General features: G+C 71.8%; 19 protein-coding genes and 1 tRNA gene. 9 read left to right on the top strand and 11 right to left on the bottom strand.

The genetic code is table 11. From position 1 onward, the window contains the following. Positions 1-19 precede the first annotated feature (19 nt). The 4 genes from FOF48_RS29160 to FOF48_RS29145 form a co-directional block, all read right to left on the bottom strand. Positions 20-886, bottom strand: a complete 867-nt coding sequence (locus FOF48_RS29160) for an ABC transporter permease (RefSeq protein ID WP_143906896.1) — start codon at positions 884-886, stop codon at positions 20-22. Beyond that, on the bottom strand, positions 883-1,872 hold the full coding sequence (locus FOF48_RS29155; RefSeq protein ID WP_143906894.1) for an ABC transporter ATP-binding protein: 990 nt from the start codon (positions 1,870-1,872) through the stop codon (positions 883-885). Before FOF48_RS29155 ends, FOF48_RS29160 begins: the two co-directional genes overlap by 4 nt. Positions 1,873-1,911: 39 nt before the next feature. Further along, a complete protein-coding gene (cyoE, locus tag FOF48_RS29150; protein WP_143906892.1) occupies positions 1,912-2,796 on the bottom strand; it encodes a heme o synthase in 885 nt (294 codons plus the stop codon). A gap of 210 nt (positions 2,797-3,006) precedes the next feature. After that, positions 3,007-5,358 (bottom strand): tetratricopeptide repeat protein, encoded by a 2,352-nt coding sequence (locus FOF48_RS29145; protein WP_143906890.1) that lies wholly within the window; start codon positions 5,356-5,358, stop codon positions 3,007-3,009. Between the two features lie 196 nt (positions 5,359-5,554). Between FOF48_RS29145 and FOF48_RS29140 the strand changes: the two genes are divergently transcribed. The 4 genes from FOF48_RS29140 to FOF48_RS29125 all read left to right on the top strand — a co-directional run bounded on the left by FOF48_RS29140 (position 5,555) and on the right by FOF48_RS29125 (position 11,097). Further along, positions 5,555-5,630 (top strand) — tRNA-Ala (locus FOF48_RS29140). A 96-nt stretch (positions 5,631-5,726) separates the two neighbouring features. Then, on the top strand, positions 5,727-6,341 hold the full coding sequence (locus tag FOF48_RS29135; protein ID WP_143906888.1) for a DUF2760 domain-containing protein: 615 nt from the start codon (positions 5,727-5,729) through the stop codon (positions 6,339-6,341). Between the two features lie 87 nt (positions 6,342-6,428). Next, the gene (locus FOF48_RS29130; RefSeq protein WP_143906886.1) at positions 6,429-8,291 is read left to right on the top strand and encodes an Hsp70 family protein; all 1,863 of its coding nucleotides are present in this window, start codon (positions 6,429-6,431) and stop codon (positions 8,289-8,291) included. 25 nt (positions 8,292-8,316) lie between these two features. After that, positions 8,317-11,097 carry an Hsp70 family protein gene (locus tag FOF48_RS29125; protein WP_143906884.1) on the top strand — a complete coding sequence of 927 codons (2,781 nt, stop codon included), beginning with the start codon at positions 8,317-8,319 and terminating at the stop codon, positions 11,095-11,097. 491 nt (positions 11,098-11,588) lie between these two features. On the opposite strand, the gene FOF48_RS29120 is transcribed toward FOF48_RS29125, so the two are convergent. The 3 genes from FOF48_RS29120 to FOF48_RS29110 all read right to left on the bottom strand — a co-directional run bounded on the left by FOF48_RS29120 (position 11,589) and on the right by FOF48_RS29110 (position 15,381). After that, the gene (locus FOF48_RS29120) at positions 11,589-12,026 is read right to left on the bottom strand and encodes a hypothetical protein (protein WP_143906882.1); all 438 of its coding nucleotides are present in this window, start codon (positions 12,024-12,026) and stop codon (positions 11,589-11,591) included. A 232-nt stretch (positions 12,027-12,258) separates the two neighbouring features. Beyond that, positions 12,259-14,058, bottom strand: coding sequence for a bifunctional UDP-sugar hydrolase/5'-nucleotidase (locus tag FOF48_RS29115; protein ID WP_143906880.1), 1,800 nt, complete (start codon positions 14,056-14,058; stop codon positions 12,259-12,261). A 51-nt stretch (positions 14,059-14,109) separates the two neighbouring features. Next, positions 14,110-15,381: a myxosortase-dependent phytase-like phosphatase gene (locus FOF48_RS29110; protein ID WP_143906878.1), complete on the bottom strand. Its 1,272-nt coding sequence runs from the start codon at positions 15,379-15,381 to the stop codon at positions 14,110-14,112. 139 nt (positions 15,382-15,520) lie between these two features. On the opposite strand from FOF48_RS29110, the gene gmd reads away from it, so the two are divergent. Together gmd and FOF48_RS29100 are read left to right on the top strand one after the other, a co-directional pair. Next, complete coding sequence (gmd, locus tag FOF48_RS29105; protein ID WP_143906876.1) at positions 15,521-16,492, top strand: GDP-mannose 4,6-dehydratase; 972 nt, start codon at positions 15,521-15,523, stop codon at positions 16,490-16,492. Position 16,493: 1 nt separating this feature from the next. Continuing rightward, a complete protein-coding gene (locus FOF48_RS29100; RefSeq protein WP_143906874.1) occupies positions 16,494-17,417 on the top strand; it encodes a GDP-mannose 4,6-dehydratase in 924 nt (307 codons plus the stop codon). Positions 17,418-17,435: 18 nt separating this feature from the next. Here FOF48_RS29100 and FOF48_RS29095 read toward each other — a convergent pair whose 3' ends face one another. After that, positions 17,436-18,173, bottom strand: coding sequence for a hypothetical protein (locus FOF48_RS29095; RefSeq protein WP_255442795.1), 738 nt, complete (start codon positions 18,171-18,173; stop codon positions 17,436-17,438). Between the two features lie 93 nt (positions 18,174-18,266). Here FOF48_RS29095 and FOF48_RS29090 point away from each other — a divergent pair, with 93 nt between their 5' ends. After that, positions 18,267-18,776 (top strand): NADAR family protein, encoded by a 510-nt coding sequence (locus tag FOF48_RS29090; RefSeq protein WP_143906870.1) that lies wholly within the window; start codon positions 18,267-18,269, stop codon positions 18,774-18,776. Here FOF48_RS29090 and FOF48_RS29085 read toward each other — a convergent pair. Then, entirely contained in the window at positions 18,766-19,323 is a 558-nt protein-coding gene (locus FOF48_RS29085; protein ID WP_143906868.1) for a NigD-like C-terminal domain-containing protein, read from the bottom strand. The genes FOF48_RS29090 and FOF48_RS29085 overlap by 11 nt on opposite strands. Before the next feature lie 55 nt (positions 19,324-19,378). Continuing rightward, positions 19,379-20,488, bottom strand: coding sequence for a glycosyltransferase family 1 protein (locus tag FOF48_RS29080; protein WP_143906866.1), 1,110 nt, complete (start codon positions 20,486-20,488; stop codon positions 19,379-19,381). A gap of 30 nt (positions 20,489-20,518) precedes the next feature. Between FOF48_RS29080 and FOF48_RS29075 the strand changes: the two genes are divergently transcribed. Further along, entirely contained in the window at positions 20,519-22,756 is a 2,238-nt protein-coding gene (locus tag FOF48_RS29075; RefSeq protein ID WP_143907079.1) for a glycosyltransferase family 4 protein, read from the top strand. Continuing rightward, positions 22,753-23,775, top strand: a complete 1,023-nt coding sequence (locus FOF48_RS37315) for a hypothetical protein (protein WP_255442794.1) — start codon at positions 22,753-22,755, stop codon at positions 23,773-23,775. Before FOF48_RS29075 ends, FOF48_RS37315 begins: the two co-directional genes overlap by 4 nt. Before the next feature lie 18 nt (positions 23,776-23,793). Here the strand turns inward: FOF48_RS37315 and FOF48_RS29065 are convergent, their stop codons facing one another. Then, positions 23,794-25,686, bottom strand: a complete 1,893-nt coding sequence (locus FOF48_RS29065; RefSeq protein WP_143906864.1) for a hypothetical protein — start codon at positions 25,684-25,686, stop codon at positions 23,794-23,796. Positions 25,687-25,697: the final 11 nt, after the last annotated feature.

Here is a 25,697-nt window from a genome sequence, read left to right as displayed (position 1 = left end):
TCCAACGCCCCGCGGGGGGCTACTCGCGGCGGCTCACGCTGAATGCGGCCAGCCCCACGAACACCGCCGCGAACGCCAGCAGCGCGGGCACCTCCCACCCCACCGCGACCCCACCCTCCGAGCCCACCGCCAGCGACGCCTGCGCCCCGTACAGCGCGCGGCGCACGCCCTCCACCGAGAAGCGCATCGGGTTCAGGCGCATCACCCACGACAGCACCGGCCCCGCGCCCTTCACCGGGAACATCGCGCCGGACAGCACCCACATGGGCAGCATCACCAGGCTCATCACCGCGTGGTAGCCCGCGCTGGAGCGCACCCACCACGCCAGCGCCATCCCCATGCCGGTGAGCGCCAGCGCCGACAACACCATCACCGCGGCGAGCAGCGGATAGTCCACCGCCTTCACGTCCACGCCCGCGAGCGGCGCGAAGAGCAGGAACAGCGACGCCTGCATCAGCGCGATGGTGGACGACCCCAGCGCCTTGCCCAGCACCACCGCCAGCCGCGACCCCGGCCCCGCCAGCACCGCCTGGAGGAAGCCCTCCTTGCGGTCCTCGATGACGGTGATGGTCGCGAAGATGGCGCTGAAGAGCACCACCATGGTGACGACGCCCGGGAAGAAGAACTGCTGGTAGCCCAGCCCCTGCGCGCCCTCCACGCGGAACGAACCCGCGAAGCCTGAACCAATCACGAACCAGAACAGGATGGGCTGCGCCAGCGCGCCAATCACCCGGCTGGGCTGGCGGAAGAAGCGGACCACGTCGCGCGAGAGCAGCACCCGCACGGTGGCCCACTGCAGCGCGAGCGCGCCCGGCTCCCGCCGGGGCACCGGGGCGCTGGGCGCCTCGACGGACGACGGAACAGGCACGGGGATGTCGGCGCTCATCGGCGTTTCCTCGGCGCGGGCGTGGGTGCGGGAGCATCCGCTCCCAGGGCCTTCCCGGTGAGCTGGAGGAACACGTCCGCCAGCGTGGGCCGGCGCAGCGACACGGAGGCGAACCGCCCCGGAGGGAAGGCCTCCACCAGCCGCGGCACCAGCGCATGTCCCTGCGAAGCCTCCACCTGCACCCGCCCCTCCACCACCTTCGCCTCCAGCCCCAGCCGCTCCGTCACCTGGGCGGCCAGCGCCTCCGGCTCCGGCCCCTCCAGCGTGAGGATGTCCCCGCCCATGCGCGAGGCCAGCGCGCGGGGCGTGTCACACGCCACCAGCTTCCCGGCGTCCAGCACCGCCAGCCGGTCGCACCCCTCCGCCTCGTCCGCCCGGTGCGTGGTGAGCAGCACGGTGACCCCCTGCGCGTCGCGCAGCCGCTTGAGGTGCGTCCAGAACGTGCGGAAGGCGGCCTCGTCCAGGCCCTGCGTGGGTTCGTCCATCAGCACCACGCGCGGCTGGTGCACCAGTGCCCGCGCCAGCTCCAGGCGCCGGCGCATGCCGCCCGACCAGGTGCCGACCTTCTCGTCGCCCCGGTCCGACAAGCCGATGAGCGACAGCATCGTCTCCCCGCGCGCCTTCGCCTCCGCGCCGGTGAGCCCGTACAGCCGCGCACCCAGCAGCAGGTTCTCCCGCGCGGTCAGCAGGTCGTCCAGGCTGCCGCGCTGGAAGATGACGCCCATCTGGCGCCGGAGCGCGGGATCGCTCAGCGAGAGCACCCGGCCGGCGAAGTGCACCTGCCCCGCGTCTGGCGCGAGCAGGCCCGCGAGCAGCTGGAACGTGGTGGACTTGCCGGCGCCGTTGGGCCCCAGGAGGCCCAGGATTTCGCCCGGCTGCACGGACAGCGACAGCCCGTCCACGGCGGTGCGCCCACCGAAGCGGCGCGTGAGCCCCTCGATGCGGAGCAGCGGTGGCGGCGGGTTGGGAACGGAGGTGTCAGGCATGCAGGGCGTCCGGGCGCAGGGACGCCGCGCGAGGGGGCACTAGCCGCGGGGAACGCGGTCCAGCGCCAGCGCGGCGAACAGGCCGGTGAGGTACACGAGCGAAAAGAAGAACGTCCGGCGCGCCCAGGGCTTCCCCAGGTGCTTGAAGAAGCCCCACGCTCCCAGGCCGAGGAAGCTCAGCCCGAGCACCACCGCCGCCGCCAGGTACCACGCGCCGACGATGTGCAGCTGGAAGGGCAGGAGCGTCATGGGCACCAGCGCCACCAGGTAGAGCACCACCTGCGCGCGGCTGGATTCATCCCCGCGCTCCAGCGGCACCGACTTGAGGCCCGCCGCCGCGTATTCGTCCTTGCGGAACAGCGCGATGGCGAGGAAGTGCGGCATCTGCCAGAGGAACATGATGGCGAACAGCGCGAAGCCGCCCGCGTCCACCGAGTTCGTCACCGCGGTCCAGCCCATCAGGGGCGGCAGCGCGCCCGGCACGGCGCCCACCAGCATGGCCGCGGACGTGCGCGCCTTGAGCGGCGTGTAGGCCAGCACGTAGGAGAGCAGCGCGACGAGCCCCAGCACGCCGGTGAGCAGGTTGGCCCCCAGCACCAGCGCCGGCAGCGACACCGCCGCCAGCGACAGGCCGAACCACAGCGCCGTCGCGGGGTCCATGCGCCCGGCGGGCAGCGGCCGGTTGCGCGTGCGCGACATGAACTGGTCGCTGTGGCGCTCCATGTAGCAGTTGAACGCGTTGGCCGCGCCCACGGTGCCCGCCGTCGCCAGCAGCGTCACCAGCGCCCGCACCGGGCCCAACGGCCCCGGCGCCAGGAACATGCCTCCCGCCGCGGTGATGAGCACCAGCGAGGACAGCCCCGGCTTCGTGAGGGAGATCAGGTCGGACGCGGTGGACGACAGGGACAAAGCACGCGTGCTCAAGCGGACTCCAGCAGGTGGCCCCGGACCGAGGTCGCTTCCGGACAGGGGGGCGTGGGGTGGACCCTCCCATACCGTCACCCGGCAGGGGTGGCAAGGCGCGGACGCCCCGCCACATCAGCCTGCCTTGTCGCCCCCCTTCAAAAACGAAGCGCCGCGAGCCCTGAAAAAGGGGCTTCGCGGCGCGGGAGGAAGCCAGCGGAAGGACGGGGCCTAGTTGCCCGCGAGCCGCTGCGCGTCGGCGAGGTACTCGCCCTTGGGCTCGCGCTTCACGTACTCCTGCGCCAGCGTGCGGACCTTGGCCGACTGCTTGGGGTCCTTGGAGAGCAGCGACGCGTAGAAGTAGTAGACCGGCGTGTAGTTCTCGTCGGAGGTGAGCGCGCGCTGGTAGGTCTCATCCGCCTTCGCCGCGTCACCCTTGCCCTGATAGACGCGGCCCAGCTCCGTGAGCGCCATGGCGGACCGGTCCGGCTGGCCGACGAACTCCTGGTTGGCCTTCTCCAACTGCTCCTTCGCCTTGTCCCAATCCGAACGCTCCCGGTAGATGGCGCCCATGGCGAGGCGGGCCTCGGGGTTCTTCGCCTTCGGGTCCTTCACCGCGCGCTGGTACTGCGCCAGCGCGTCGTCCAGCTTGCCCTGGCGGCGGTAGGCGTTGCCCAGCATCACCACCAGCTTGGGGCTCTCCCCCATCGTCTTGAGCGCGGTCACGAGCGCCTCGGAGGCCTCCTTCTCGCCGCCCGGCTTGCCCATGAGCGCCTTGGCCAGCTCCACATGGAACTGCGCGCGGCTGCCGTCCACGCGGATGGCCTTGCGGATCTCCTCCGCGGCCGCGTCGAAGTTGCCTTCGGCCAGCAGGCGCCGGCCCTTGATGAGGTTCAGCTCCGGGTTCTGCTTGTCGAGCGTGAAGCCGGTGTCTTCCGCCTTGGCCACCTCGGCCTTCGCCTTGGCTGGATCCACCGGCACGCCCGTCGATTCGGACAGCTTCTGCTGCATGTCCGGCTTCAGGGCGGGCATGGCCAGCGCCACGCGCGCGATGAGCAGCGAGCGCGCCAGCTGGGCGGCGGCGAGCTGGCGGGGGCTGGGCGGCGGCTCGGCCTCCAGCAGCTTCTTGATGTCGCGGCTGGCCACCGCGTAGATCGGCTCGTCCTGCTCCAGCATCAGCAGCGAGCGGCCCAGCAGCGACTCCGGGTGGTCCTTCTCGTAGCGGAGCGCGAAGTCGTAGTCCTTCCAGGCGGTGTTGTCCTGGCCCAGCCGGCGGTACACCGCGCCCAGGCCCGCGTAGACGCGCGGGTCGTCCGGCGCCAGCGCCTGCGCGCGCTCCAGGCTGTCCCTCGCGCGCTCCAGGTCGCCCGCGTTCATCTGGATGAGGCCCAGCGTGAGGTACAGGAGCGAGGACGCCTTGCCCTTGTCGTTGAGGTCCTTGACCTGCGCCTCCAGCGACGCCAGCGCGCCCTTGCCGTCACCGCTGTAGGTCTTGATCAGCGCCTGCGCCGCGATGAGGTGGCTGGACAGCTCCTTGCCCTTCTGGGCCGCCGCCAGGTGCTCCTCGGCCTTGCGCCGGGCGTCGTCACCGCCGCCGTGCTCACCCCAACGGATGGCGTACGCGTACGCCAGGTAACCGTGGGCCGCCGTGGAGTCCGGGTCCACCTCCAGCGCCAGGTCCGCCGCCTCGCACGCCTTCTTGTAGCTGGCGAACGAGTCGTGCTTGAGCTGATCAGTGGCGACATCCAGGTTCTTCTTGAGTTCGCGGCCGCGCTTCTTCGCCTGCGCCGAGTACCAGCCGTAGCCACCCGCGAACAGCGGGATGAGGACGAGCAGGACCAGCGACAGCACCTTGCTGCCCTTGCCCTTGGGCGCGCTCTTGCGGCGCGACGCCGGCTCGTCGTCGTCCTCGTCCACCTCTTCCACCACCACCTGCGGGCGGCGCGGACCGGTGGGGCGAGCGCCCGCGTCCGCGGTCCTCGCGGGACCCGCCGTGCGGGCCGCCTGCTGCGTGGGGGCGTTGATGCGGCCCACGGCGGCGGGCGCGGCCACGGGAGGGCTCGCCACGGGCACGCTCGCCGCGGCGGGGGCCTCGGGAGCGGCCGGGGGCGGCGGGGCCACCGGCGCGAGCACCGGGGTGGGCGCCGCCGGGCGGGGAATCTCCACCTTGTACTGCTGGAGGAGCGTGACGGTCTCCGGGTCACCCGGGTCCGCCTGGTAGGCCTTGAGCAGGTTGCCGCGGCCGACGTCCGCTTCGCCGCCCTTGATCTGCAGGACGCCCGCCATGCGCAGGGCTGCCTTGTCCTCGGGCTGGACCTGGAGCGCGCCCATGACCTCCTCGAGCGCCTTCTTGTCCTTGTTCTGCGCGGCGTAGACGCGCGCGAGCAGGAGGCGGGGATCGGCCGCGGTCGGGTGTGCCTTCACGCCCTTCTTGCAGACGACCATCGCCTCCATGAAGCGACCCAGGTCGAGGTACGCCTCCGCCAGGGGCTTGTACGCATCCGACGAGGGATCGGAAGCGAACGAATGCTCAAGCTTCGCGAGCTCGGTGGGGCTCAACGTCTTCGAAGGGGAGGTGGACATGAACCAGAAGGGGGCCCGGAATGGCCGGGAAGGATGCGGTACCGAAGAACGGTTTTTATGGCATCCGCTGCGCGGCACGTCAATCGCAGGGTTGTTGGCGAAAACGAGCTGCTTGACAGCGCGGTGGGGCTCCGGTACTAGCCCCATCACTTCGCCGGTCCCAACACCGGCGCGGCGGCAGCAGGCAGTCCCTTATGGGGGTGTAGCTCAGTTGGGAGAGCGTCGCGTTCGCAATGCGAAGGTCGTCGGTTCGATCCCGTCCACCTCCACCATGAAGAACCGAAGGGCCTCACGGGAAACCGTGAGGCCCTTTGCATTTCGGGCCATTGGTGAATTGCAAAGGCTTCCGGCTTTGTTATCCGGGGCCGATGACCGACCCGTCCGCCTCCCTGTCGTTCTTCGCCCGCTTCTGGCTCGCCTGGCTGTGCTTCTGGCGCTGCCTCGTGTCCCGCGAATTCGCGCAGGCCGTGCTGCCGGCCAGCCGCGCCTACGATTCGGGGCAGCTCAAGGAGCTCCCGTCCGGGGACACGGCCGCCCCAGCGCTTCCGAGGGCGCCCGCCATCCCGCCCCCGGTGGCGGCGGCGCCCCTTTCGCCCGAGCGCGAGCACGCGAGCGCGCTGGCCCTGCTCTCCATGCTCCAGCGCGAGGGTCGCTTCGTGGACTTCGTGCAGGAGAACGTGGCGGCCTTCCCGGACGCGGACGTGGGCGCGGCGGCCCGCATCGTCCACGAGGGCTGCCGCAAGGTGGTCCACCAGTACCTGACGCTCCAGCCGGTGCTCCCGCAGGGCGAGGGCGACGCGGTGACGGTGCCGGACGGGTTCGACGCGCAGCGCATCCGGCTGACGGGCAACGTCGCCGGCCAGCCCCCCTACGGGGGCACGCTCCGGCACCACGGCTGGGTGACCACGGAGGTGAAGTTCCCGTCCGTCAGCCCGGCCATGGAGCCGCGCGTGCTGGCGCCGGCGGAAGTCGAGCTCGCCTGAAGCTCGCTTGAGCCCCAGGCGGCGCTGCCCTGAAGTCCCCTTCCCTTCGAGGAACCACAAGGCCCCCTTCGGGGGTTCCTGACCGATATGGCGCGATACTCCATCGGCATCGACCTGGGCACCACGCACTCCGCGGTGTCCTACTTCAACCTCGAGGACGGCAAGCCCCGAGGCCCCTCGCAGTCCATGCTGCCCGTGCCGCAGGTGACGGCGCCCGGAACGGTGGAAGCGCGTCCGCTGCTGCCTTCCTTCCTGTACCTCCCCAGCGCGCAGGAGTTCCCCGAAGGCAGCCTGGGCCTGCCGTGGAACCCGGAGTCGAGCGTCATCGTCGGTGACTTCGCCCGCTCGCACGGCGCCAAGGTGCCCACGCGGCTCGTGTCCTCCGCGAAGAGCTGGCTGTCGCACCCCGGCGTGGACCGCCGCTCCGCGCTCTTGCCCTGGCAGGCGCCCCCGGAGGTGCAGCGCGTGTCTCCGCTGGACGCGTCCGCTCGCTACCTGCGCCACCTGAAGGAGGCGTGGGACCACACCTTCGCCCGCGCGCAGGAGGAGTCCGGCAACGCGCTGTCCCGGCAGGAGGTCATCGTCACCGTCCCCGCGTCCTTCGACGCGGCGGCGCGCGAGCTGACGCTGGAGGCGGCGAAGGCGGCGGGCATCGAGCACCCCACCCTGCTGGAGGAACCGCAGGCCGCGCTCTACGCGTGGCTGGAGGCGATGGGGGAGAACTTCCGGCGGCTCGTGAAGCCCGGCGAGGTCATCCTGGTGGTGGACGTGGGCGGCGGCACGTCCGACTTCTCCGTCATCACCGTGAAGGACCGCGAGGGCGACCTGGAGCTGCTGCGCGTGGCGGTGGGCGACCACATCCTCCTGGGCGGCGACAACATGGACCTCGCGCTGGCGCACACGCTCAACCAGCGGATGGCGGCGGAGGGGCGCAAGCTGGACGCGTGGCAGTTCAACGGCCTCACCCACGGGTGCCGGCAGGCGAAGGAGACGCTGTACGCGGACGCCTCCCTGGACCGGGTGCCCATCGCCATTCCGGGCCGGGGCTCGTCGCTGATTGGTGGCACGCTGCGCACGGAGCTGACGCGCGAGGAGCTGGACCGCGTCCTCACGGACGGCTTCTTCCCCGTGACCGAGGTGGGCGACCTGCCCCGCACCGCGCGGCGCACGGGCCTGGCGCAGATGGCGCTGCCATACGCGCAGGACGCTGGGGTGACGCGCCACCTGGCGTCGTTCCTCACCCGGCAGGCGCAGGCCCTGGCCGCCAGCGAGGACTCCCCGGTGGACGTGACGGGCAAGGGCTTCCTGCACCCCACCGCGGTGCTCTTCAACGGCGGCGTCTTCAAGGCGGGGCCCCTCAAGGGCCGCGTGATGGAGGTCCTCAACCAGTGGCTGGCCGCGGAAGGCGCGCCGCCGGCCCAGGAGCTGGAGGGCGCGGACCTGGACCTCGCGGTGGCGCGGGGCGCGGCGTACTACGGCTGGGTGCGCCAGGGCCACGGGCTGCGGATCCGCGGCGGGACGGCGCGCGCCTACTACGTGGGCGTGGAGACGGCGATGCCCGCGGTGCCGGGCATGGAGCCGCCGGTGAAGGCGCTCTGCGTGGCCCCCTTCGGCATGGAGGAAGGGACGCAGGCGGACGTGCCCCCGCAGGAGTTCGGGCTCGTCACCGGCGAGCCCACGAGCTTCCGCTTCTTCGCGTCGTCCCTGCGGCGCGACGACAAGGTGGGCGTGCTCCTGGACGACGTGGAGTCGGAACTGGCGTCGGGGGAGCTGGAGGAGGTGGCGCCCATTGAAACGACGCTGCCCGGACAGCCCACGCCGTACGGGGACCTGACGCCGGTGAACCTCCAGGCGGTGGTGACGGAGGTGGGCACGCTGGAGCTGCGGTGCCTGGAGAAGAACGGCTCCGGGCGCTGGAAGCTGGAGCTCAACGTGCGCATGAGGGAGTAGAAGGGGCCCCGCACACCGGAGGCGTATGCGAATCGTTGGCATCGACCTGGGCACCACCCATTGCGCGGTGGCATCCGTGGATCCAGGCAAGGGCGCGGGGGCGCCCGTCGAGGACTTCCCCCTGCCCCAGCTGGTCCGCCAGGGCGAGGTGGCCCCGCGCGCGCTCCTGCCGTCCACCGTCTACATCCCCGAGGGCCACGAGCTGGCGCCGGAGGTGCTGCGCCTGCCCTGGGGCGATGACGGCGGCCCCTGGGTGGTGGGCGAACTGGCCCGCTGGCAGGGCGCGCGCGTGCCCGGACGGCTCGTGGCCAGCGCCAAGAGCTGGCTGTGCCACCCGGGCGTGGATCGCTCCGCTCCCATCCTCCCGTGGGGCGCGCCCGCCGACGTCCAGAAGCTGTCCCCGGTGGACGCGTCCGCCCTGCTCCTCACGCACATGGCCCGCGCGTGGGACTTCGCCCACCCGGATGAGCCGCTGTCCAGGCAGGAGGTGGTCATCACCGTCCCGGCCTCCTTCGACGAGGCGGCGCGCGCCCTCACCGTGAGCGCGGCGCGCAAGGCGGGGCTGGAGAAGTTCACGCTGCTGGAGGAGCCGCAGGCGGCGTTCTACGACTACACCGCGCGCCACCGCTCGGGCCTGGAGCAGACGCTGTCCCAGGTGCGGCTGGTGCTGGTGGTGGACGTGGGCGGCGGCACCACCGACTTCACGCTGGTGCACGCGGGCGTGTCGCCGGAGGGCCCCATGCTGCGGCGGCTCGCGGTGGGCGACCACCTGATGCTGGGCGGCGACAACATGGACGCGGCGCTCGCCCGGCGCATGGAGGAGAAGCTCTCCCAGGGAGGCCGGCGCCTGTCCGCGACGCAGTGGACGCAGGCCATCCAGGCCGCGCGCACCGCGAAGGAAGCGCTGCTGGGGCGCGAGCCGCCGGAGAAGTACGGCCTGTCCCTCATCGGCGAGGGCAGCCGGCTGCTGGGCGGCACGCTCTCCACGGAGCTGGGCCGCGACGAGGCACAGGCGCTGGTGCTGGACGGCTTCTTCCCCGTGTCTCCCGCGGAGGACAGGCCCCGGCGCACGGCGCGCATGGCGCTCCAGGAGCTGGGCCTGCCGTACGTGCAGGACCCCGCCGTCACCCGACACCTGGCGGCCTTCCTCGCGCAGCACGCGGCGGCGGGCTTCGCGGCGCTGGGGGAGACGCCGTCGCACGAAGGCGCCCTGCCCCGCCCGGACGCCATCCTGCTCAACGGCGGCGTGTTCAACTCGCCCCAGATTTCAGCGCGGTTGGTGGACGCGCTGTCCGCCTGGTGGCCGCGCGCACCGCGGATCCCGCTGCTCAAGCACGAGTCGCTGGAGCTGGCCGTGGCCCGGGGCGCCGCCTACTACGGCCTGGTGCGGCGCGGGCACGGCCTGCGGATTGGCGGCGGCGCGGCGCGCGCGTACTACGTGGGCCTGCAGCGCGGTCCAGAGAGCGCGGAGCAGCCCACGCTGTGTCTCATCCCGCGCGGCTTCGAGGAGGGCCAGAAGGTGGACCTGGGTGAGCGCCCCTTCACGCTTGCCTTGGGCCGTCCGGTGCAGTTCGCGCTCTACTCCACGACGAGCGACCGCATCGACAAACCGGGGGACCTGGTGCCCCTGGCGGAGGACCTGAAGCCGCTGCCGCCCATCCACACGCTGCTCAAGGGCGCGTCGGGCAAGGTCTCCGAGGTGCCGGTGCACCTGCAGGCCGCGCTCACGGAGATCGGCACGCTGGAGCTGTTCTGCGTGTCGGACGTCGCGGACGAGCGCTGGCGCCTGGAGTTCGAGCTGCGCGGCACCGGCGGCTCGCACGAGCTGACCGTCACCGAGTCCATGCCCGCGCGCTTCGCCGAGGCGAAGGACAACGTGGAGCGCGTCTACGGCAACAAGCCGCTGCCGCTGGGGCCCAAGGACGTGAAGCAGCTGTCGCGCACGCTGGAGAAGGTGCTGGGCCCGCGCGAGACGTGGCGCGTGCCGGTGATCCGCGAGCTGTGGAGCACGCTGTACGCGGGGGCCAGCAAGCGCCGCCGCTCGGATGATCACGAGCGCGTCTTCTACAGCCTCACTGGCTTCTGCCTGCGCCCCGGCTTCGGCTACCCGTTGGACGGCTGGCGCGCGGAGCAGACGTTCAGCCTCTTCGACGCGCTGGTGCAGCACCACACGGACAAGGCCGTGTGGACGGAGTTCTGGGTGATGTGGCGCCGCATCGCGGGCGGCCTCACCGAGGCCCACCAGCAGAAGCTGTACGCCTACCTCCAGCCGCACCTGTCCCGGCGCGTGCCCCCCGACGCGCCCCCGCAGGCAGGCAAGCTCAAGGGCATCCAGCCCGAGGGCCTGGACGAGATGGTCCGCACCGTCGCCTCGCTGGAGCACCTGTCGCCGGGCGACAAGGCGGAGGTGGGCCGGTGGATCGCCGCGCGGCTGAAGCCGGATCCCCGCGCCGGCGGCCCCTGGGCCTGGGCCCTGGGCCGGCTGGGAGCCCGCGTGCCCCTGTATGGCAGCGGCCACAAGGTCGTGGACGTGGAGACGGCGGAGGCCTGGCTGGAGCTGCTGCTGTCGCTCGACCTGCGCAAGGTGGACGGAGCGCCGTTCGCCGCCGCCCAGCTCGCGCGCCTCACCGGGGACCGCACGCGGGACCTGGAGCCAGAGCTGCGCGAGCGCACGGCCCAGGCCCTGGTCGCGTCGAAGGCCTCGGACACCTGGGTGCGGATGGTCCGCGAGGTGGTGGCCCTGGAGGCCGCGGACGAGGCCCGGGCGCTCGGAGACACGCTGCCGGCGGGCCTGCGGCTGTCGTAAGCCGAAGCGCGGCCTCCCGACCTCACACGGCGGGTCAACCCATGACATGTGCTTGGGACGCCGTGCGTCGGCGGCCCGGTGCATCGACGCAGCGGCGGCCTTGCTTCGGGGGCTCCGCGGTCCGTGCGGCTCAGCGCCGAGCGGCGGGACGAAGCTGCGGGTGGAGCTCCATCCCGCGAGGATCAGCACCGAGCAGAGGGACCGAGCTCCGGGCGGATCTCCATCCCGCGCGGATCACCGCCAAGCGGCGGGACCGAGTTACGGGTGAATCTCCATCTCGCGCGGATCACCGCCAAGCGGCGGGACCGAGTTACGGGTGAATCTCCATCCCGCGCGGATCACCGCCGAGCGGCGGGACGGAACTCCGGGCGGATCTCCATCCCGCGCGAATCAGCGCCGAGCGGCGGGACGGAACTCCGGGCGGATCCCTCCCGTGCGGGGCGTGAGCAAACTGCGCACTCCCCAGCAGGGCGGATCCGCCGTCGGGTGGATCAGACCTGGGCGGTGACTGACACGTCGCCCGCGGCCTCGCCCGCTGGAGCGCGATCGACGAGCGTGGGTTCCACCGGGGCGGCGTCGAGGGACATGGCCTCCACGACCTCCAGCACGGGCTCCACGACCGAGACGGCGGGCACCTGGACGGTGGCGGCCTGCGTCTCGTCCTTCTTCGGCTTCTTCGTGCCCGCGCCCGAGCGACAGCCCCGGCACCAGGGCTGGTTGCGGATGGCGCCATCCGCCATCTTCCGCAGCCCGAACTGCGCCAGCGGCTTGAGCGTCTTGCACTTCAGGCACATCAGCGAGATCAGCACCTCGTGGCCGTCGGCGTCGTAGACGGAGGACTTGCGCCGCTTGCGCGGTTGCCCCGGCTCACGTGCCTTGTCCTTCTCGGGCGCCGCCGGGACCATCATCGGGGTTACTTTGTAGAGCATCTCTCTGTCCCTCCCACGCACGGGCTCCGGCTTGCGCTCGCGGGCTCAGGGCCACACCGGCAAGGGATCTCGCGTGCCTTAGAGTAGGGAGGTTTCCCGCCGTTGGAAACTGATCCCAGGCCGAAAATTCGGCCTGGACTCGATGTGTCGATCTTTCGCTGGGTTGCGGCCAGATCCAGCCGCAGCGGATCAGCGCGGAGAGAAAATTTCCAACGGCGGGCACACCCTTTTTTCAGGGCTTCGCGTCCGCGCAGGGCTTCCCGCCCCGCACCAGGTGCACGCGCCCGAGCGCCGGAGGCTTCAGGGCATTGCCGTTCGCGCGCCCATAGGCCGTCAGCACCTCGCGCAGGTCCTCTCCCTGCAACAGGTGGATACGGGCCGGTGGCAGCGTGGTCGTCAGCGGTCCCACCCCGTCGCCTCCGCGCAAGAGGAAGTCCGGCACGGCGACCCGGTAGGTTCCCCGCGCCTTCAGCGGCCGGCCGCCCGGCAGCGTCACGCCCTGGAGGCGCTCCGGCCCCGGACACACGCTCAGCGTCACCTCCAGCCCGGACACCGCGAAGACGCCCTTGCGACCGCCGTAGGCCAGCGTGAGGAAGCGGCGCAGCTCGTCCGCGGACAGCTCCAACACCGCGAGCGTGTTGTCGAAGGGCAGCACCTCGTAGAGCTTCCCGAAGGTGAGCGGCCCCTGGGGCAGGTCGGTCCGGATGCCGCCGGCGTTCATCACCGCCGCGTCGGAGCGGGCCGCCTGCCGCATCGCGTCCGCGATGAGGTTGCCCAGCGCGCTCTCGCCCTCGTACACCTGGGGCATGCGGGCCTGGACCTCCACGCCCACGGTGCGGCGCTGCTCCTCCTCCACGCGCGCCTCCGCGGGGGCCACCAGCGCCTCCACCCGGGCATCCGGCGTCACCGGCTTGCCCAGGAAGGTGGCCGGCACCAGGCGCACGTCTTTCGCCTCGCGCAGGCGCTGCGCATCACAGGTGCCGAGCGTGGCGTCCACGGCCCCACACACGGGGATGGCGGCCTGGATGCGCGTGCGGTCGGGCAGCACGCGGTGGCTCACCGGATCCACGAAGAGCTCCACCACCCCGAACGAGCGCGCCATGCCCGTCGTCTCGATGACCGGCACGTCGCCGAAGAAGTGCCCCATGGTCTGGTGCGTGTGGCCCGCCACCACCGCGTCCACCGCGCCCTTCGGCAGCGCGTCCAGCACCGCGTAGATTTCACCGTCGTCCCGCACGCAGCTGGAGGTGTCGCGCGGGTGCGCCAGGTCCGTGCACTTGCCGCCCGCGTGGGCGATGGCGACGACGACCTCCGCGCCCTGCTCGCGCAGCGAGCGCGTGGCCTCCAGGGCGGAGTCCGCCAGCGACTCGAACTTCAGGCCCGCGACGTTCGCGGGGTTGGTCGTCTGCGGCGTCTGCGACGTGGACAGGCCCAGCAGCCCCACCTTCACGCCCTTCACGGTGACGACCGTGGTGCCGTCATTGCCCAGCCACGCCGGATGGCGGCCATCGCCCTCGCGCACGTTGGTGGACAAGAAGGGGAACCTCGCCTGGGCCATGCGGGCCTTCAGCGCGCCCAGCGGATCCTCGTCCGGACGGGTGGCCACCGGCCCCGGTCCCACGGGCCCGTAGTCGAACTCGTGGTTGCCGATGGCGACCGCCGAGTAGCCCAGCAGGTTGTAGACGTCCACGACGATGGCGCCCTCGACCAGGTTGGATGCCAGCGTCCCCTGGAACAGGTCGCCCGCGTCCACCAGCAGCACCCCGCCCGGGTTGTCCTCGCGCAGCCGCTCCACGTAGGACGCGAAGAGCGCCGCGCCGCCCTCCTCCACCTTCTGCCCGTCCGGCAGCGTGGCGCGGTGGGGCATCACCCAGCCGTGGAAGTCGTTGGTGCCCACCAGCGTGAGCCGCACGGGGGCCGTGGCGGCTGGCGTGGGGGGCGTGGCGGGAGCAGCGGGAGCGGGCGTCGGGCCGCCCTTGCAGGCGGCGGCGAGCACCGCGAGCGCCAGGGCGGTGGAGCGGAAGGAGCGCATGGGGCGCGCACTTCATCCCGGCCCCACCTCCCTTTCAACCCGCTTCGCGCCTCAGCCGCGGCGGCGCCGGCCTCGCAGCGCCATCCCCAGCAGGCCCAGCATCGCGACGGAGGACACCGGCGCGCTCGTGCAGCCGCAGCCGCCGTGGTCGGAAACCGCCCCGCCGCCGCCAATCGGGTTGTCGTCCCCCGGCAGGACGACGACGCCGCCACCGCCATCACGCGTGCCACCATCCGTGCCGCCATCTCCAGCGCCACCATCCGACTGCTGCGCGATGGCCAGGGGCGGAGTGAACGCCCGGGCCACGTTGCCCCAGGAGGTGAGCTTCAGGTTGTCGCCCTGCGTGCTGCTGCTCATGCCGTCGATCGCGGCGAAGAGGCCCTCCGGGAAGGCCGTCCCCAGCGAACCCGAATACGCCACCAGGCCGCGCGACTGCTCCACCGCGTCGGTGCCCCCGTCCTGCGGCACCACCTGGAAGGCCCCCACCCGGCCGAGCGTGCGCCGGTCGAAGACGACGAAGGTGTTCGCGTTCGGATCCGACGCCACGATGTAGCCGTCCGTCGAAGACGTCTCGTACAGCGCGAGCCGACCCACCGAAGTCAGGCCGCCATCCGTGATCGCCACCACCTGCGTTCCCGCGATGCCGGCGTCCGCGTTCGCGCCATAGCGGTAGAGGCCCTGCCCCTGCTGCGCCACGTAGACGGCGCCCTGGGCGCGGTCCACCACGAGCCCCATCACCAGGCCGGCCGGGATGTCCCGCAGGGGGGTCGCCGTGACGCCCCCGTCGGTGGGCGTGAGCGCGAACTGCCGCAGTCCTCCCGACGCGAGCCCCCCGAAGGCCTGGAACGACCCGTCCGCGCCGCGAGTGATGCGCACCGTGCCATAGCTCACCCCCACGTCCAGCGGCGCCGTCGTGGGTGACAGGCGGGTGAGCCCCGCATCCGGCGTGGCATCCATCACGTAGGGAACGAGCCCCGTCAGCGTGGGGTTCGCGCTCAGCACCAGCGACTGCGACGTGCCGGCCACGCCGGGGAACCCGGACACCACGTCCACGCTCGCCGACGTGCCCTCGGTGACGGATTGCAGCTCGCCTCCGTCCAGTGCGTAGGTGAACAGGCCGTTGTTCACGTCCGCCGTGATGAGTCGGCTCGCGCCAGGATTGACCGGGTTCACCCACAGGGCCACGTCGTACACGGTGCCGCCACTGGAGCGGGCCCCCGGCTGCGTCTGCCCGGTGTAGGGCACCTGCACAGGAGTCGTCTGGGCCCCAGCGGCCGCGCTCACGAAGAGGGCGGTCAGCGCGGGGAGAGAAGGGTTGCGCATGGGTGGCTCCTGGGCAGGTCGCTCCCTACCTAGGCATGGGCGCACGTCACATCAAGTTCTCTGGAACCGGTGAACGGTTGGCAGACGGCGAAAGCCTCGGGTACAACGAACACCGTCTCCCAGCGAACAGACAAGGGCCATGGCCAAGCGCGCACTCATTACGGGCATCACAGGGCAAGACGGCAGCTATCTCGCGGAGCTGCTCCTGAAGAAGGGCTACGAGGTGCACGGCATGGTGCGCCGCTCTTCCGAGGAGAAGTTCGAGCGCATCGCGCACCTCCAGGGGAAGGTGCAGCTGCACCAGGGCGACCTGCTGGATCAGTTCTCGCTGGCGGCCCTGTTGAACCTCACCCAGCCGGACGAGGTCTACAACCTGGCGGCGCAGTCCTTCGTGCCCACCAGCTGGAACCAGCCGGTGCTCACCGGTGAGTTCACGGCGCTGGGCGTGACGAAGATGCTGGAGGCCATCCGGCACACCCGTCCGCAGGTGCGCTTCTACCAGGCGTCCTCCAGCGAGATGTTCGGCAAGGTGCTGGAAGTGCCCCAGACGGAGGACACGCCCTTCTACCCGCGCAGCCCGTACGGCGTGGCGAAGGCGTACGGCCACCACATCACGGTGAACTACCGCGAGTCCTTCAAGCTCTTCGCGGTGAGCGGCATCCTCTTCAACCACGAGTCGCCCCGCCGCGGCCTGGAGTTCGTCACGCGCAAGGTCACGTACAACGTGGCGCGCATCAAGCTGGGCCTCCAGGAGACGCTGCCCATGGGCAACCTGGACGCCAAGCGCGACTGGGGCTTCGCGGGCGACTACGTGGACGCCATGTGGCGCATGCTCCAGCAGGACACGCCGGAGGACTTCGTCGTCGCCACCAACGAGACGCACACCGTGCGGGAGCTGGTGGAGATCGCCTTCGGCCGCGTGGGCCTGGACTGGCAGAAGCACGTGAAGATCGACCCCGCGTTCGTGCGCCCCGCGGAGGTGGACCTGCTCATCGGCGACTACAAGAAGGCGAAGGAGAAGCTGGGCTGGGAGCCCACGGTGCGCTTCAAGCAGCTGGTGGAGATGATGGTCGACGCCGACCTGGAACGCGTCAAGGCAGGGCAGCGGTAAGATGCGCGTCCTCGTCACGGGAGCGGACGGATTCGTCGGTCGGCATGCCTGCGCGGCCCTTCGGGCAGCCGGCGACGAAGTGGTGGAGGTGCATGGACCCCGGGGCGAGGGCATCAGCAGCACCGCCCTGCATTTCGACATCGCCGACGAGGCGAAGGTCAAGGCGGCGGTCGCCGAGGTGAAGCCGGAGGCGGTGCTGCACCTGGCCGGCTTCAGCTCCGTGGCCAAGAGTCACCAGAACCCCGCGCGCGTCTTCGCGGTGAACACCATGGGCGTGGTGCACCTGCTCACCGCGCTGCGCGAGAGCGCCCCGAAGGCCCGCGTGCTGGTGGTGGGCTCCGGCGAGGTCTACGGCCCCGTCGCCGAAGGCACCCGCGCCCTGGAGACCCACCCGCACGTGCCGCTGAGCCCCTACGCCGCGTCGAAGTCCGCGGCGGAGCTGGCCGGGGAGCAGTTCTTCCGCAGCTACGGCATGGAGATCATCCTCGCGCGGCCCTTCAACCACCTGGGCGCGGGCCAGGACCCCACCTTCGTGGTGCCGTCGTTCGCGGCCCAGATTCGCGCCATCGCGCTGGGCACGGTGGATCCGCTGCTGCGCACCGGCAACCTGGACGCCATCCGCGACTTCTCGCACGTGAAGGACGTGGTGGACGCGTACCGGCTGCTGCTCCAGCGCGGCGAGGCGGGGCAGGCCTACAACGTCTGCAGCGGCGACGGCCGCACCATCCGGAGCTTGCTGGAGGAGATGCTCCAGCTGTCCGGCGTGCAGGCGCGCATCGAGCTGGATCCCGCGCGGCTGCGCCCCTCGGACATCCCCAGCCTCGTGGGCTCGCCGGACAAGCTGCGCGCGCTGGGCTGGGCCCCGAAGCTCACCGTCGCGGACGCGCTGCGCGACGTGCTGGGCCCCCGGGTGACGTCGCACTGAGCGCCCCCCGGCCGCGCCTCACGCGGGGCGCGCCAGGGACGCCCACGCCTCCAGGCGCCGGTCCAACGCGGTGAGGGCCCACAGGTCCGCCGCGTTGCCCGGCGTCACGGAGGCCAGGTCCCGCTGGACGAACTCGCGGGCCTTCACCTCGCCCCACTCGGACAGGATGCGCAGGGCCATCAGCGACGGCTTGCGCGCCACCAACCGCAGCAGCACGTCCGCCACGCGCGGGCTGCGCTCCGCGTCCGCCAGCCGCTGCACCGCTTCGTGACGGGCCTCCGGCGTGGAGTCCTCCGCCTCCAGGGGCGCGGCCAGCTCCTCGAAGCGCGCCGCGTCCAGCAACGCCACGGGGCCCCTGCTCTCCCAGTGCTCCACCGTCACCGTGGTGCGCCCCTTCGCCACGCACTCGCGGCGGATGCCGTCCCCCCGGAGCACGTCCAGCACGCGCTCTGGCGCGGGCGTTCCCCCCTCCACCGTGCGCAGCGCGCGCTGCGCCAGCATGGGGGACTGGCCCAGCAGGTGCGTGCGCAGCACCGTGGCCTCCACCGCGCTGGGGCTGGCCCCGGCCGGCACCCGGTCCCACTTGAGGAACACCTCCGCCATGCCCCGCTCGCGCACGTACCAGCGGTACTCCAGCCACACCGCCCCACCCCGCCCCGCGAAGCGCGCATCCGAAGGCTCATGGAGGCGGGGCGCGCCCTCCCGCGTGCCGGAGAAACAACGGTCCAACAGCTTCTGGGCGTCTTGAAGTCGCATGGTCGGCGGGCGGCCATTGTAGGAGGCCCCGTCAGGTTCCTCCATCGCCGCACGTTCGTGTTATCAACACACTAAGACACAAGGAGGCACGGGATGGGGACGCGGTCTCGGCGGTTCACGTTCTTCTGGCGCGAAGACTCACCGTTCTCGCAGTGGCACCCCACCCTGTTCGAGGTGGAGGGCGTCCGCTACACGTGCGCGGAGCAGTACATGATGGCGGGCAAGGCGCGCCTGTTCGGGGACACGCGCGTGCTGGAGCAGGTGCTGCGCGCCGCCACGCCGAAGCAACACAAGGCGCTGGGCCGCAAGGTGAGCCCGTTCGACGCGGGGCTCTGGGAGCGCGAGCGCGAGCGCATCGTCTACGAGGGCAACCACGCGAAGTTCACCCAGCACCGCGACCTGCTGGACGCGCTGCTCGCCACGGCGGGGACGGAGCTGGTGGAGGCCAGTCCGCTGGACCGCATCTGGGGCGTGGGCCTGGGCGTGGAGGATCCACGCATCCAGGACCCCACCCGCTGGCGGGGGTTGAACCTGCTGGGCCAGGTGCTCACCCGGCTGCGCGAGGACCTGCTCGCGCGGGGGCACGGGCCCGTCAGAACTTGAAGTTCGCGGACTGGTCCGGCACGCCGTTGAAGTCCAGGTGGAGCGTGGCGTGGTCGCCATGGCCCTTCTCGCTCCACTCCTGTCGCAACGTGGACAGGTCGAACGCCAGGACCTTGTAGACCAGCGCCTTGCACCGGTCGTTGTTCGCGTCATGCAGCAGGGTCAGCTCCGCGCGCGGCTCGCCCGCCGCTGTCTGGGTGAAGCGCCCGTCCCACGCGAGGCCGTAGCGGTGCTCCTTGCAGCCGCCGCCGTGGCGGACGTGGAGCGTCAGGACGTGGCCCTTCACGCTCTGGGACTCGACGACGAGCCGGTCGCGGGGCGCGGGCGTCTCCGTGATTTCCAGCGGCAGCACGACGTCCGCCTCCTGGCGCTCCGCCTCCCCGGCGGGCGAGGAGGCCTGCTGCTCCGGGGGCGTCACGGGGGTGGGCGGTGCCTCCTGCTCCGCGCTCGCGGCCGGCTCCTGCGCTTCATCCTTGCGCGCCGCGTTCGAGCCCGCGCACCCGAGCAGCAGCCCGCAGATGATTCCACTCCAGACGAGCAGTCGCATGTTCCTCCAGGGGCCCTCGCGGGCCGGTTGGCGTCACGCTCCGTCCACCGGAAGGCTACCGGTGGTGCAGCGCCGCATCGTACGCGGCCCGCGTCAACTCCGCGGTGCGGGCCCAGGTGAACCTCGCGGCCTGGCGCAGGCCCGCTTCGCTCAGCGCCCGGCGCTCGCCCGGCGACCGCAGCAGCCGGTCGATGACCGCCGCCAGCCCCTCCGCGTCGTCCGGGTCCACCGCGGGCGCGGCCTCACCGCACACCTCCGGCAGCGAGCCCGCGGTGGAGACCACCGTGGGCGTGCCCAGGCGCATCGCCTCCAGGGGCGGCAGGCCGAAGCCCTCGTAGCGTGAGGGGAAGACGAACAGCGCCGCGCGGCGCATCAGCGCGTAGAAGATGGCGGGGGTCTGGTAGCCCAGGGTCCGCACGTCCAGCCCCTCCGAGCGCAGCCGCGCGATGCGCGTCTCCACCGTGCCGGAGCCGTACCAGCTCTGCCCCGCGAGCACGAGCGTGAAGGGCCGGCCGCGCGCGCGCAGCCGCTCCTGCGCGTCCAGCACCAGGGACACGTTCTTGCGCACGTCGAGCGAGCCCGCGTACAGCACGTAGTCCTTGGGCAGGCTCAACGCGGTGAGGAAGTCCTCGCCCGCGGCGTCCAGCGCGCCCGCGTTCACGTGGTCCACGCCATTGGGCACCACCACGGCGCGCGGCTCCACCTGGGGGAAGCGGCGCAGCAGGTCCTGGCGCGTGCGTTCGCTGACGCACAACAGGCGGTCCGCGAGCATCAGGCTGCGCGCGAGCCACAGACGGAACTGCCAGCGGAACGCGGTGGACACCGTGTCCGGCATGTCCAGGGGCACCAGGTCGTGCACGGTGAGCACGTACGCGGTGCCGGGCGTCCTGCGCAGGGGCAGGTTGAAGTTGCCGAGCGCGTGGTAGACGGCCGGCGGCGAGTCCTTCAGCCGCTTCGGCAGCGTGGCCAGCGTCCACGCCGTCCGCTTCTGGACGCCCCGCGGGTGTTCGCCGGAGCTGCGCGCGCCCATCCGGTCCAGGCGGACGCCCTGGGCCTCAAGGGCCTCCGCGAGGCAGCGGGTATACAGGCCGATGCCGGTGGTGGGCTCGTCCCAGAGGGTGGCGTCGAGGGCGATGGGTCCAGGGGTCGACACGGGCCGCCTCATACCATGCCCCTGTGGTACACACGGCCCCGCATGGCGGTCCACCAGTTGATCCCGAGCTTCGGCCCCGGTGATGCCTCCGGTCAGGCCGCGCTGCACCTGCAACTCCTGCTGCGCCGCATGGGGCACGCGGGGGACATCTACGCCGAGGAGGTCGGCGGAGGACTGGAGGGCCTTGCCCGCCACGTCTTCACGCTGCGTCCCAAGCCAGACGACCTGGTCCTGTACCACCACGGCATCGCGTCCCCGCTGAGCGGGCGGCTGATGCACCTGGAGTGCAAGAAGGGCGTGGTGTTCCACAACATCAGCCCCGCGCGCTTCTACCGGGGCACGCCGCTGGAGCACGCGCTGGTGGCGGGCCGCGCGCAGGTCGCGGCGATGGCGCCCTTCCTGGACGTGTCCATCGGGGACTCGGACTTCAACTGCGCGGAGCTGCGCGTCGCGGGCCACCGCAACGTGCACACCGTGCAGCTCTTCATCGAACCGGAGCGCTTCGCCGCGTCGGGCGCGGATCCGAAGAAGCTCGCGGAGCTGTCCGGGCCCGGCCCCACCCTGGTGTCGGTGAGCCGGGTGATGCCGCACAAGCGCTTCGAGGACCTGCTCGCGCTGCACCGGGAGCTCCTGCGGATCCGCCCCCAGGCGCGGCTGCTGCTCGTGGGCGGCTACGAGCCGGGCAGCCGCTACTTCAAGCTCCTCCAGCGCGAGATGAAGGACCTGCGCGGGGTGCACTTCCTGGGGCGCCTGTCGCACCCGGAGCTGGTGGCCGTGTACCGCTCCGCGTCCGTGTTCGTCTCCATGAGCGAACACGAGGGCTTCAGCGTCCCCATCATCGAGGCCATGGCGTCGCAGGTGCCGGTGCTCGCGTACGCGGCGGCGGCGGTGCCGGAGACGATGGGCGGCGCGGGCATCGGGTTCGACCAGAAGCGCTACGCGTTCCTCGCGGAGCTGGCGGTGGACCTGACCGAGGACCGGGAGCTGCGCCGCTCCGTGCTCGAAGGACAGGCGCGGCGGCTCCAGCACTTCTCCCCCACCGCCGCGCAGGTGTCGCTGGCGCGCGCGCTCCAGGGCGTGGTGGCCCCGCCGCCCCGTCCTCGCAAGGCCCCGGCGAAGCGGCCGCGCGTGGCGCTGGTGGTGCAGCGCTACGGAGAGGTGACGGGCGGTGCGGAGAGCCACGCCGCGCAGGTGGCCGAACACCTGGCGCCCCACTGGGACGTCACGGTGCTGACGACCTGCGCGAAGAACCACCTGACGTGGGAGAACGCCTTCCCTCCCGGCGAGGACCGGGTGGGCCGGGCGAAGGTGCTGCGCTTCCCGGTGACGCGCACGCGCAACATCCACGCCTTCAACGGCCTGTCACGGCAGGTGTTCGACCGGGCCAACGAACGGCTGCGCGAGGAGCAGTGGGTGGCCGAGCAAGGTCCGCTGAGCCCCGGGCTCATCGAGCATCTGGCCTCCACGCAAGACGCGTACGACGGGTATCTCTTCTTCACGTACCTCTACGCGCCCACGGTGTGGGGACTGCCGCTGGTGGCGGACCGCGCGATGCTGGTGCCCACCGCGCATGACGAGCCGCCCATCCGCTTCGGCGTCTACGGGGACGTGTTCAACCGCCCCCGCGTGTTGATGTGCAACACGCCGGAGGAGATCACCATGATGGAGCGCTTCCACCCGGAGCACGCGCGGGCGCGGGTGGTGGGCGTGGGCGTGGAGGCGCTGCCAGCGGTGCCGGACCGCTTCCGGGCGAAGTACGGCGTGCACGGCCGCTACCTGCTCTACGTGGGCCGGCTGGAGCCGGGCAAGGGCGTGCCGGACCTGCTGACGTTCCACCGCAAGCTGCGCGCGGGCTACCAGGATGCTCCGGAGCTGGTGCTCGCGGGCGAAGCACACATGGACGTGAGCGGCGAGGGCGTGCGGCACGTGGGGCGCATCTCCGAACAGGACAAGCACGACGCGCTGGCCGGAGCGCTGGCGGTGGTGGTGCCGTCGAAGTTCGAGAGCCTGTCGCTCCTGACGCTGGAGGCGTTCGCGCAGGGGACGCCGGTGTTGGTGAACGGGCACTCGGACGTGCTGGTGGGACAGGTGGAGCGCAGCGGCGCGGGCCGGGTGTACCGGGGGCTGGCGTCGTTCATCGAAGGGCTGCGCGAGGTGGGCGAGGCCCGGGACGCGATGGGCCAGCGGGCCCGCATCTACGCGCAGCGGCACACGTGGCCCCAGGTGGTCGCGGCGTACCGGGAAGAAATGGCGCGCATCGTCGAGGAGACACACCGATGAAGCTGCTCGGACGGGACATTCCCACGGGGGCCCTGGTGGCCCGCATCGAGGAGCGGCTGCGCGTGCGCGGCCTGCCCACGTCGGAGGCGGCGCAGGTGCCGGACGACGGCGTGGAGCCGCGCGTGGATCCGCTGTCGTTCAACATGCACGCGCTGGAGGACAATGCGGACACGACGCGCGCCCTGCCGCTGCACACGCACCGAGGGGGGGCGGGCCGGGTGGTGCTGCTGGCCAAGTGGGCCTTCCGCAAGTCGTGCCAGGTGTTGATCAACGAGACCCTGGGCAGGCAGCGTGTGTTCAACGGGCTGGTGCGCGACTCGTACGCCCAGCTCTCCGCGGAGGTCCTGAGGCTGCGCCGAGAGGTCGACATGCTGAGGGCCCAGGCCGCGCGCACACCGCAGGTCGAAGCCCCCCGGCCGCCCAAGCTCGCCCCAGACACCGGCTCCGAGCGTCCGCCGAAGCCGCCGCCGCACGGGGAGCACGCCCGTCCTCCCAAGCCGCCCCCCGATATCGATTACGGACGGCCTCTGAAGCCGCCGCACGGGGAGCACGCCCGTCCTCTCAAGCCGCCCCCCGATATCGATTACGGACGGCCTCTGAAGCCGCCGCACGGGGAGCACGCCCGTCCGCCCAAGCCACCCCCCGCTATCGACTCCGGACGTCCTCCGAAGCCGCCGCACGGGGAGCACGCCCGTCCTCCCGAGGCCGGACCGGGTCGCTCCCGCCCAGGAGACAAGGCCCGAAAGCAGGCCCGCGCCTCCGCTGCCGAGCAGGAGCCACAGGCTGCCTCGCGAAGCCCCGCGCCCCCCACGCCTCCGGGAGCCCTTGCTCCTCGCGGAAGCGCCGCGAACGCCGCCCGTCCGTCAGGGCGAGCCCCGCGTGAGCCCACCGCATCCGCGCCCCGCCCGTCGAAGCCTCCTCGCGCGCCCCTGGAGCAGACGCCTCGCCCGGAGGGGGGCGCCCCCCCAGCCGCTTCGCGCCGCTCCCGTGCGAAGCGGGGCGGCGCGAAGAAGCCCTGACGACGAAGCGCGCCCCCGTCAGGGGAAGCGATAGACCGTCACGTAGCCGTCCTGGTGCACCAACACGCCCCCCAGCTCGTCCTCGATGAACCGGTGACGGATGGGGTGGAAGAGGTGCGTCACGTACCACTTGAAGTGGTGCTCCTTCAGGTAGCGCCGCATCTCCTCGCGCTCCTGCGGAGAGACGGTGCCGAACGCGTTGCGCATCCCTTCCGCCGCGCGAATCAGCCGCGAGTCCACCATCGCTGACTCGCGCACCGGCAGCCGGGACAGCCGCGCGAAGGACACCGGCTTGCCGTGGTAGATCTGCTCCCACTGCCCCTGGACGTTGTCCGTCAGCACCGCCGCGGGCATCGGCGCGTCGCGAATCTCGTCGAACACCTGCGGCAACCGAGGCACCGGGGGGACCGGCATCAGGAGGCCCCGGTACTCCACGTTCGGCACCAGCGCCACCGCGAGCGCCACCGCCATGCCCAGCCGCGCATCCCGCCGGGACGCCCACGCGCCCGCATGCGCCGCCGCGAACGCCACCAGCACCGCCAACGCCAGGAACGTGAGCAGCACGAAGCGCATCGGCATGCCGCCCCGTGAGAACAGCGGCACCACCTGCTTGAACACCACGTACGGCATCGGGATCTGGACCTTGAGGGGCACGTTGAACGCCGTCAGCGGCTCCGACAGCGCCAGCCAGATCGACACCGCCATCAGCAGCAACACGTCCCGCCGCCACACCCGCTCACGCCAGGCCGGCATCAGCGCCACGGCCACGAAGAGGGCGATGAGCAGCACCACCGGCGACACCCGGTCCTCCATGCCGATGTTGAGCACCGTGCCCATCGACAGCACGGCGAACCCCAGCCCCAGCCCCAACCACCGGCGCCCGTCCGGGACTCCGCGCCACAGCGCGAAGACGGCCAGCAGCGGCGTCACCCACCCCACGAAGGTCCCGGACTCCTCCGCGTTGCCAGACATCTTCGCGCGCAGGAGATCCTGGGCGAAGGCGCGGGCCTTCTCGGGCACCTCCGTCATCCACGCCGAGCGCGTATCCGGAATGAAGAACGCATACAGGTCCGTGAAGTAGTCGGAGTCGCCGTGGTGGATCTGCAGCGGGGCGGGAAAGGCATGGAGCAGCAGCGGCACCATGGGCGGCACGCACGCGAGCCCCGCGGCCACCCCCGCCACCACCGCGCGCCGCACGACCGGATCCTTCCACATGTCCACGGAGAACAGCGGCCCCCGCTTCCACCGCTCCGCCACCACCCACAGCAGCGAGAAGAGCGCGATGTAGACGAGGTAGTAGTAGTCACACAGCAGCACGTACAGCGCGCACAGCGCCAGCCCCACCAGCCACTTGCGCTTGCCCTCGTCCAGCCAGCGGAAGAAGCAGAGCAGGTACAGCGGCAGCCCCTCCAGCGCGGAGAGGTTCAGGTGCGCGATGGCGTGGTCCAGGTGGTATCGCGAGAAGTTGAACACGCACGCGCCCGCCAGCGCCGCCGCCGCCGAAAGCCACGGCCCGTGGCCCGCGCGCTCCAGCAGGTAGCGCAGCAGCAGCCACGACGTGTACCCCGTCAGCACGAACGAGCCGAACAGCACGACGTTGTACGCCGTCTCCACCGGCATCCACGGCAGCAGCACGACGCCCCAGAGCGTCTTCGCGGGCGCGAGCGTGTGCCAGTACAGCTCCGCCCCCAGCGGCCAGTGCAGCAGCGGCGCGAAGAACGGATTCTGCGGCTGCACCCAGAGCGCCTGGCGCATCCACCACAGGTGCCACATGTTCATGTAGACGTCTTCGCGCCCGCCCAGGACGAAGCCCTTCAGGTGCGACAGCAAGGGCCAGGTGTGGAACACCGACAGCGCGAAGAACGCGAGCAGCACCAGCGGGTGGAGCACCCGCCGCATCAAGGGGGACATAGGGCGCGGAG

Source organism: Corallococcus sp. Z5C101001 (genome assembly GCF_007352635.1).
Classification (GTDB): domain Bacteria; phylum Myxococcota; class Myxococcia; order Myxococcales; family Myxococcaceae; genus Corallococcus; species Corallococcus silvisoli.
This window is presented reverse-complemented; position numbering and strand designations above follow the sequence as displayed.

Excerpts from the sequence above, each read along its gene's own strand:
- FOF48_RS29160 (WP_143906896.1), bottom strand. The coding sequence starts at position 886 with ATGAGCGCCGACATCCCCGTGCCTGTTCCGTCGTCCGTCGAGGCGCCC.
- FOF48_RS29155 (WP_143906894.1), bottom strand. The coding sequence starts at position 1,872 with ATGCCTGACACCTCCGTTCCCAACCCGCCGCCACCGCTGCTCCGCATC.
- FOF48_RS29145 (WP_143906890.1), bottom strand. The coding sequence starts at position 5,358 with ATGTCCACCTCCCCTTCGAAGACGTTGAGCCCCACCGAGCTCGCGAAG.
- FOF48_RS29135 (WP_143906888.1), top strand. The coding sequence starts at position 5,727 with ATGACCGACCCGTCCGCCTCCCTGTCGTTCTTCGCCCGCTTCTGGCTC.
- FOF48_RS29130 (WP_143906886.1), top strand. The coding sequence starts at position 6,429 with ATGGCGCGATACTCCATCGGCATCGACCTGGGCACCACGCACTCCGCG.
- FOF48_RS29125 (WP_143906884.1), top strand. The coding sequence starts at position 8,317 with ATGCGAATCGTTGGCATCGACCTGGGCACCACCCATTGCGCGGTGGCA.
- FOF48_RS29120 (WP_143906882.1), bottom strand. The coding sequence starts at position 12,026 with ATGCTCTACAAAGTAACCCCGATGATGGTCCCGGCGGCGCCCGAGAAG.
- FOF48_RS29115 (WP_143906880.1), bottom strand. The coding sequence starts at position 14,058 with ATGCGCTCCTTCCGCTCCACCGCCCTGGCGCTCGCGGTGCTCGCCGCC.
- FOF48_RS29110 (WP_143906878.1), bottom strand. The coding sequence starts at position 15,381 with ATGCGCAACCCTTCTCTCCCCGCGCTGACCGCCCTCTTCGTGAGCGCG.
- gmd (WP_143906876.1), top strand. The coding sequence starts at position 15,521 with ATGGCCAAGCGCGCACTCATTACGGGCATCACAGGGCAAGACGGCAGC.
- FOF48_RS29100 (WP_143906874.1), top strand. The coding sequence starts at position 16,494 with ATGCGCGTCCTCGTCACGGGAGCGGACGGATTCGTCGGTCGGCATGCC.
- FOF48_RS29095 (WP_255442795.1), bottom strand. The coding sequence starts at position 18,173 with ATGCGACTTCAAGACGCCCAGAAGCTGTTGGACCGTTGTTTCTCCGGC.
- FOF48_RS29090 (WP_143906870.1), top strand. The coding sequence starts at position 18,267 with ATGGGGACGCGGTCTCGGCGGTTCACGTTCTTCTGGCGCGAAGACTCA.
- FOF48_RS29085 (WP_143906868.1), bottom strand. The coding sequence starts at position 19,323 with ATGCGACTGCTCGTCTGGAGTGGAATCATCTGCGGGCTGCTGCTCGGG.
- FOF48_RS29080 (WP_143906866.1), bottom strand. The coding sequence starts at position 20,488 with ATGAGGCGGCCCGTGTCGACCCCTGGACCCATCGCCCTCGACGCCACC.
- FOF48_RS29075 (WP_143907079.1), top strand. The coding sequence starts at position 20,519 with ATGGCGGTCCACCAGTTGATCCCGAGCTTCGGCCCCGGTGATGCCTCC.
- FOF48_RS37315 (WP_255442794.1), top strand. The coding sequence starts at position 22,753 with ATGAAGCTGCTCGGACGGGACATTCCCACGGGGGCCCTGGTGGCCCGC.
- FOF48_RS29065 (WP_143906864.1), bottom strand. The coding sequence starts at position 25,686 with ATGTCCCCCTTGATGCGGCGGGTGCTCCACCCGCTGGTGCTGCTCGCG.